Origin of the sequence: Paraburkholderia sp. EG304, assembly GCF_046543485.1 — a bacterium.
Lineage (GTDB): Bacteria > Pseudomonadota > Gammaproteobacteria > Burkholderiales > Burkholderiaceae > Paraburkholderia > Paraburkholderia youngii.
In genome coordinates, this window is the sequence record NZ_JBKGUA010000052.1 from 36,841 (window position 1) to 44,178 (window position 7,338).

General features: G+C 66.2%; 7 protein-coding genes. All 7 read left to right on the forward strand.

Annotated features, from left to right (window positions below):
• Positions 1 to 31 precede the first annotated feature (31 nt).
• A complete protein-coding gene (gene phnT, locus ACLFKU_RS35490) occupies positions 32 to 1,132 on the forward strand; it encodes a 2-aminoethylphosphonate ABC transport system ATP-binding subunit PhnT (RefSeq protein ID WP_368586036.1) in 1,101 nt (366 codons plus the stop codon).
• The gene (locus ACLFKU_RS35495) at positions 1,110 to 2,072 is read left to right on the forward strand and encodes a 2-aminoethylphosphonate ABC transporter permease subunit (protein WP_368586037.1); all 963 of its coding nucleotides are present in this window, start codon (positions 1,110 to 1,112) and stop codon (positions 2,070 to 2,072) included. Before phnT ends, ACLFKU_RS35495 begins: the two co-directional genes overlap by 23 nt.
• Positions 2,062 to 2,925: a 2-aminoethylphosphonate ABC transport system, membrane component PhnV gene (gene phnV, locus ACLFKU_RS35500; RefSeq protein ID WP_368586038.1), complete on the forward strand. Its 864-nt coding sequence runs from the start codon at positions 2,062 to 2,064 to the stop codon at positions 2,923 to 2,925. The genes ACLFKU_RS35495 and phnV overlap by 11 nt, the downstream gene beginning before the upstream one ends.
• A gap of 108 nt (positions 2,926 to 3,033) precedes the next feature.
• Entirely contained in the window at positions 3,034 to 3,765 is a 732-nt protein-coding gene (locus ACLFKU_RS35505) for a phosphonate utilization associated transcriptional regulator (RefSeq protein WP_410852264.1), read from the forward strand.
• Between the two features lie 25 nt (positions 3,766 to 3,790).
• Entirely contained in the window at positions 3,791 to 5,071 is a 1,281-nt protein-coding gene (gene phnA / locus ACLFKU_RS35510) for a phosphonoacetate hydrolase (RefSeq protein ID WP_410852266.1), read from the forward strand.
• A complete protein-coding gene (gene phnY, locus ACLFKU_RS35515) occupies positions 5,068 to 6,519 on the forward strand; it encodes a phosphonoacetaldehyde dehydrogenase (protein WP_410852265.1) in 1,452 nt (483 codons plus the stop codon). The genes phnA and phnY overlap by 4 nt, the downstream gene beginning before the upstream one ends.
• Before the next feature lie 3 nt (positions 6,520 to 6,522).
• Complete coding sequence (locus ACLFKU_RS35520) at positions 6,523 to 7,083, forward strand: phosphonate degradation HD-domain oxygenase (protein WP_368586041.1); 561 nt, start codon at positions 6,523 to 6,525, stop codon at positions 7,081 to 7,083.
• The last annotated feature ends 255 nt before the right edge of the window (positions 7,084 to 7,338 follow it).

A 7,338-nucleotide genomic window follows, 5' to 3' on the forward strand; every position in this document is an offset into this window, starting at 1 on the left:
TCAGCATTAATTCTGTTGGAGGACGACCCCGGTGAATACGGCCAGTCTCGCTCACCCCGCCGCGCCAGGCGCTCCGCTGGATGCGCTCGACGCCGCGCGTTTGGACGCGCCGGGCGGCGTGCAGATCGATCACCTGACGGTGCGCTTCGGCGCGCGCACGGTGCTCGACGATCTGTCGTTGACCATCCAGCGCGGCGAGTTGCTCACCGTGCTCGGCCGCAGCGGCTGCGGCAAGACGACCTTGCTGCGCTTCATCGCGGGCTTCATCGAAGCCGACGGTCTGGCCGGCACGCTGACGGTGGCCGGCCGCGATCTGACGCACGTGCCGCCGCACAAGCGCAACCTCGGTCTGCTGTTCCAGAGCTACGCGCTGTTTCCGCATCTGACGGTATTCGAGAACGTCGCGTTCGGTTTGCGCGCACGGCGCATTCCGGCGCGCGACGTCGCACGCCGTGTCGCCGAGGCGCTGAAGCTCGTGCAGCTCGGCGATGCCGGTCACGTGATGCCGGCGCAACTGTCGGGCGGCATGCAGCAGCGCGTGGCGCTCGCCCGCGCGCTCGTGATCGAGCCCGACGTGCTGCTGCTCGACGAACCGTTGTCCGCGCTCGACGCCAATCTGCGCGCGTCCGTGCGTTCAGAACTGAAAGCGCTGCACGAGCGTCTGCCGAATCTGACGATCGTCTGCGTGACGCACGATCAGGACGATGCGCTCGTGCTGTCCGACCGTACGCTGCTGATGCGCGACGGCCATATCGCGCAGCTCGGCACGCCGCAGCAGCTGTACGACACGCCGGTCGACGGCTTCGTCGCGCGCTACCTCGGCGCGGCCAATCTGCTGCCGCCGCAGGTCGCGTTCGGCATGGACGACGCGCGCCACAACGAGCGCGAACGTGTCGCGTGTCTGCGTCCGGAGGCGCTGCGCATCGTGCCGCTCGGCGAGGGGCAACTGCACGGCGCGATCGCGTCGGTCGAGTGGTATGGCGCGGCCTTGTCGGTATCGGTCGTGCTCGATGCGCTGCCGAACGATCCCGTGCTCGTCACGATGCAGCGCGGCCTCGGCCTGACGCCGGAGAAGGGCGCGCGCGTTTCCCTGCGTTATGAGGCTGGCGATGTCGTCCTTATCAAGCCCTGATACGTCCAATCCGCTCGACCTCGCCGCGCAAGCGGAAGTCGAAGCCGCCGCCGCACGCCGTCTCGCGAGCGCCGCGGCGCATGCGGCCGCGGTGAAGCGGCGCGAGCGTCTCGCGCAATGGCATCTGCTGTTCATTGCGGTCGTGGTGCTCGGACCGCTCGTCATCTATCCGCTGGTGCGGCTCGTGATGCTGAGTCTGACCGGCACGCACGGCCTGTCGGGTCACGCGTACGTGACGTTCTTCGGCAACCCCGAAACGCGTGGCGTGATCGGCACCACGCTCGGCATCCTGTTCGCGAGCGCGAGCCTCGCGTCGCTGCTCGGCGTGGCGCTCGCGTCGCTGCTGTTCTTCAAGCCGTTTCCCGGCGCGCGCATGGTCACGCGCTTTCTCGAACTGTTCGTCGCGTTCCCTTCGTTTCTGGTCGCCTTCACACTGATCTTTCTGTACGGCTCGCAGGGCTCGGTCAGCATCGGGCTGCAGCGGCTGTTCAATCTGCAGGCGCCGCCGCTCGACTTTCTGTTCGGCATCGGCGGCGTGATTCTCGCGGAAGTGGTGTTCTATACGCCGTTCGTCGTGCGTCCGACGCTGGCCTCGTTCGCGCTGCTCGACCAGCGGCTGATCGAAGCCGCGCGCAGCCTCGGCGCGAACGGCCTGATGGTCGCGTTCAAGGTGATCCTGCCGCTCGCGTGGCCGGGTATCGCAGCGGGCACGATCCTGTGTTTTCTGCTGACGTTGAACGAGTTCGGCATTCTGCTGGTGCTCGGCAGCGCCCATCTGATCACGCTGCCGGTTGCGATCTATAGCGCCGCTACCGTCGATCTCGATCTGCCGACCGCAGCCGCCGGCGCGGTCGTGATGCTGCTGATGTCGTTGTCGCTGTACGCGTTGTACCGGCGCGTCAATAGTCGCAAGGTGAAGGGAGCCGGTCATGGCCGTTGAACTCGATCCGACCGTGCTGCCGGTCATGCACAAGAAGGGCCGGCCGGTGCGGCACAGTCTCGTCGTGCGACTGTTCGGCGGTCTTTTTCTCGGCTTCGCCGCGCTGCTGTGCTTCTGGCTGTTCGTGCTGCCGGTGCTGGTCGTCGCGCTATCGAGCGTCGCGTCGCACTGGTCCGGCACGATCCTGCCCGACGGCTTCAGCATGCGCTGGTTCGAGCGCCTCGGTTCGAGCGACTTCGACGCGCTGACCACCAGCCTCGAAGTCGGCATGGGCGTCGCGGTGCTCGGCACGATCCTCGGTTTGTGGCTCGCGCTCGCGCTCGAGGGACGCGACCGGCGCGGCCTCGGCGCCATCGTCGACACGATCGCGATGATGCCCAACGGCGTGCCGAGCGTGGTGCTGGGCCTCGCGGTGCTGATCGCTTATCACAAGCGGCCGCTCGATCTGTCGAGCTCGGCGGCGATCGTCGTGTTCGTGCAGCTCGCGCTGGTGCTGCCGTTCTGCTACCGGTGCGCGGCCGCCGCGCTGCGCCCGGAGCTGACCGTGCTGCGCGAAGCGGCCGCGAGCCTCGGAGCGCCGCCGTCGATGGTGCTGCGCCGTGTCGTGTTGCCGCAACTGGTGCCGGCGATCCGCGCGAGTCTCGCGCTCGGTTTTGCGCTGTCGCTCGGCGAACTCGGCGCGACGCTGACCGTGTATCCGCCGGGCTTCGCGACGGTGCCGATCGTTGTCGTCGGGCAGGTGGAGCGCGGCTATTACCTGCCGGCTTCGGCGCTGTCGCTGATTCTGCTGCTGGTCTCGCTGGTCGCGCTGCTGTTGATCGCGGCGCGCGCTCCGCGTCGGCGGATCGACTGACCTGGCTGACACGGCCGATTCGCGGGCGATTTGCTTGACCTGAAGCATGCACGCTGCCGGTGGGCATTCGATGTCGGTGTGGCAAAATTTGTCAGAGTGACCGAATATATGCAATCTGCTTCCGTCGATCCAATCGAGGTCGTGCGCCGCCATTCGCTGACGACGCTGGTGCGCGACGAGATCGAGCGGCATATCGTCGACGGCACGCTGGCGCCGGGCGACAAGCTCAACGAAGCCGATTGGGCGGCGCGCTTGCAGGTGTCGCGCGGGCCGGTGCGCGAGGCGTTTCGCGCGCTGGAGCAGGCGGGGCTCGTGCGTACCGAGAAAAATCGCGGCGTGTTCGTGCGGACGGTGTCGCTCGCGGAAGCGGACGAGATTTACGCGGTGCGCGCGGTGCTCGAAGAGGCGGCGTGCCGGATGCTCGCGGCGAGCATCGATGCGGGCAAGCTCGCGGTGCTGCGCGATTGCGTCGATGCGATGCGCGCCGCGCTCGCATCGCACGATCACGATGGGTATGCGCGCGCGAACGTCGCGTTTCACGATGCGCTGGTCGCGGCGGCGGGTAACACGAAGTTGTACGACACATATCGCAGGCTCGTCAGCGAGTTGAGCCTGTTTCGGCGAGCGGCGCTGGTCGTGCAAGGCGATGCGATGGCGCGCTCGCTCGCCGAGCACCGCGCGATTCTGACCGCGCTCGCATCACGCGATGCCGAGCAGGCCGCGCAGTTGATGCGCGCGCATGTGCAGGGCGGCTTGCAGCGCGCCCATGCGGCGTGCGATGCGGCGCACGAACAGCGCCTCCCGGCAACCGCGGGCGCGGCCGGCTCGCGCGGGCGATGAGGCCTTGGCAATGACCACCCCTGGAATGGAAAACCACGCGATGACACACCCCGAGCAGCGCACGATCGAAGTCAACGGCCGGAGCTATCGGCTGCCTTCGCAACCGACGGTCGTCGTCTGTGTCGACGGCTGCGAGTTCGAGTATCTGGAAGCGTCGGTCGCGGCCGGTGTGGCGCCTTTCATCGGCTCGATGCTCGAAGGCGGTGCGACGTTTCGCGGCGACTGCGTGATTCCGTCGTTCACGAACCCGAACAACCTGTCAATCGTGACCGGCGTGCTGCCGTCCGTGCATGGGATCTGCGGCAACTACTTCTGGGACACCAACGCGAACAACGGCGCGGGCGCGGCGGTGATGATGAACGACCCCGCCTACCTGCGCGCGCCCACGCTGCTCGCGGCCGCCGCCAACGCGGGCGCCGCGGTCGCCGTCGTCACCGCGAAGGACAAACTGCGCGGGCTGCTCGGCTCGCAGTTGAAGGGCATCTGTTTTTCGGCGGAGAAAGCCGACAAGGTGACGGTCGAGGAAAACGGCATCGACGACGTGCTCGATCTGGTCGGTCTGCCGTTGCCGGACGTGTATAGCGCGGGGTTGTCGGAATTCGTGTTCGCGGCCGGCGTGCGGCTCGCGCAAACGCGCAAGCTCGACCTGATGTATCTGTCGACCACCGACTATATCCAGCACAAATGCGCGCCCGGCACCGAAGGCGCGAACGCGTTCTACTCGATGATGGACGACTATCTCGCGAAGCTCGACGCGCTCGGCTGGGTGATCGGCCTCACCGCCGACCACGGCATGAACGCGAAGCACGATCCGCAAACCGGCGAGCCGAACGTGATCTATCTGCAGGACTTGCTCGACGACTGGCTCGGCGCATCGACGACGCGCGTGATTCTGCCGATCACCGATCCGTACGTCGTGCATCATGGCGCGCTGGGTTCGTTCGCGACCGTCTATCTGCCGCGCGAGCTGGATGCAGCATCCGTGATTGCGCGGATCGGCCGCCTGCCGGGAATCGAAGTCGTGCTCGACCGAAACGCGGCGTGCGTGCGCTTCGGGCTGCCCGAGGATCGCATCGGCGATCTGGTCGTGATCGGCACGAAGCATGTCGTGCTCGGCACGCGGCGCGACGAGCACGACCTGTCCGGGCTCACCGTGCCGCTGCGCTCGCATGGCGGGATTTCCGAGCAGGAAGTGCCGCTGCTGTTCAACCGGCGTGTTCAGCCAGCGGCCAGTGGCAGCGAAGGCAAGCGGCTGCGCAACTTCGATATCTTCGACGTTGCGCTCAATCGCTTGTCGACATCATGAACCCGGTGCTGCGGGACCATCCGGGGTTCCGCGCCGAAGCGCTGCGGCTGGGCGGCGAGCGCGCGACGCGCGCCCGCACGCTCGACGTATTCGATCCCTATACCGGCATGCGCGTCGGCACCGTGCCGCTCGCCAGCATCGACGACGTGCGCGCCGCGTTCGACTACGCGCTCGCGTATCGGCCGACGCTGTCGCGCTACGAGCGTTCGCAGATTCTGGAGCGCGCGGCGGTGCTGCTGCGCGAGCGCATCGAACAGGCGTCGGATCTGATCTCTCTGGAGTCGGGGCTGTCGAAGCAGGATTCGCGCTACGAGATCGGCCGCGTTGCCGACGTGTTCCGCTTCGCGTCATTCGAGGCGTTGCGCGACGACGGTCAGAGTTTCTCGTGCGATCTGACGCCGCATGGCAAAAGGCGTCGCGTGTTCTCGCAGCGCGAGCCGCTGGCGGGCGTGATCGTCGCGATCACGCCGTTCAATCATCCGATGAACCAGATCGCGCACAAGATCGCGCCGGCTATCGCGACGAATAACCGCGTGGTGGTGAAGCCGTCGGAGAAGGTGCCGCTGTCGGCGCTTTATCTGGCCGATCTGCTGTATGAGGCGGGGCTACCCGCGCCGATGCTGCAGGTGCTGACCGGCGATCCGCGCGAAATCGCCGACGAGCTCATTACGCACGCGTCGGTCGAACTCGTTACGTTTACCGGCGGTGTCGCGATCGGCAAATACATTGCAACGAAGGCCGGATATCGGCGCGTCGTGCTGGAGCTGGGCGGCAACGACCCGCTGATCGTGCTCGACGACGCGGATCTCGAGCGGGCGGCGACCCTTGCGGTGCAAGGGTCGTACAAGAACTCGGGGCAGCGCTGCACGGCGGTCAAGCGGATGCTCGTGCAACAGCGCGTCGCGGCGGAGTTCACGGAGCGGGTCGTCGAGAAGACGCGCGCGTGGACGTTCGGTGATCCGTTCGATGCGTCGAACCAGATGGGCACCGTGATCGACGCCGCCGCCGCCCAACTGTTCGAGGCGCGTGTGAACGAGGCGGTGGCCGCGGGCGCGCGCCTGCGCATTGGCAACGAGCGCAGCGGCGCGCTGTATGCACCGACGGTGCTCGACAACGTCGATCCGTCGATGACGCTCGTGCGCGAGGAAACCTTCGGGCCGGTGTCGCCGATCATCGCGTTCGATACGCTCGACGACGCGATTCGCATCAGCAACGGGACGCCGTTCGGGCTGTCGTCGGGCGTGTGTACGAACCGGCAGGACGCGATCACGCGTTTCATTAACGAGCTGCGCGTGGGGACCGTCAACGTCTGGGAAGTGCCGGGCTACCGGATCGAGCTGACGCCATTCGGCGGCATCAAGGATTCCGGGCTTGGTTACAAGGAAGGCGTTCAGGAAGCGATGAAGAGCTTTACCAATCTGAAGACGTTTTCATTACCTTGGGAGTGACCCGTGGCATTGAGTCTCGACGATATCCGTGCGCTTTTCGAGCGGCACGGCAGCCTCGCATATAGCGGCGAACCGGTGACGCAGCTGGAGCACGCGTTGCAGAGCGGCGCGCTGGCCGAGGCGGAAGGCGCGAGCGACGAACTGGTCGCCGCGGCGTTTTTGCATGACCTCGGACATCTGCTGAACCTGCAAGGGGAGACGCCGACGGAACGGGGTGTCGACGATCTGCATCAGTATTTCGCCTTGCCGTTTTTGCGACCGGCGTTGTCAGATGCCGTGCTGGAGCCGATTCGTCTGCACGTCGACGCAAAGCGCTGCCTGTGCGCGATCGACGCCGCGTATTTCGGCCAGCTTTCCGCCGATTCGGTGCGCAGCTTGCAATTGCAGGGCGGGATCTTTAGCAGGGAAGAGGCGCAGGCATTTATGCAGAAGCCGTACGCGGAAGACGCGATGCGTTTGCGCCGATGGGACGATCGCGCGAAAGAGAGGGATCGCGCGACGCCGGGGATCGACCATTATTTGGCCGTCGTCGAACGGGCGATGCGCGCGCATGCGACTGCGTGAGGCGAGGTGTTTTTGGGGGCGCGGCAGGTTGCGGGTGGAGCGTGAAAATATCGCTTGCAAGTCGCATTGGCGGCGACTAGAATTCCGCTCTTTCGTGCTCCGGACACCGGAGCGCGGGGAAGCGGGAAGCCTTTATGGCGAGGGCTTTAGCGGCGTGGGCAGGTTAAGCGAGTGATAAAAACCTGTTGACGATCTGGCGGAAGTTCTCCATAATCTCGTTTCTCTGCTGCAGACGCAGCGACGCAAACGAAGCGG

What these genes read in the sequence shown, in the direction of transcription:
- phnV (WP_368586038.1), top strand. Translation starts at nt 2,062, where the DNA reads ATGGCCGTTGAACTCGATCCGACCGTGCTGCCGGTCATGCACAAGAAG.
- phnA (WP_410852266.1), top strand. Translation starts at nt 3,791, where the DNA reads ATGGAAAACCACGCGATGACACACCCCGAGCAGCGCACGATCGAAGTC.
- ACLFKU_RS35495 (WP_368586037.1), top strand. Translation starts at nt 1,110, where the DNA reads ATGTCGTCCTTATCAAGCCCTGATACGTCCAATCCGCTCGACCTCGCC.
- ACLFKU_RS35505 (WP_410852264.1), top strand. Translation starts at nt 3,034, where the DNA reads ATGCAATCTGCTTCCGTCGATCCAATCGAGGTCGTGCGCCGCCATTCG.
- phnY (WP_410852265.1), top strand. Translation starts at nt 5,068, where the DNA reads ATGAACCCGGTGCTGCGGGACCATCCGGGGTTCCGCGCCGAAGCGCTG.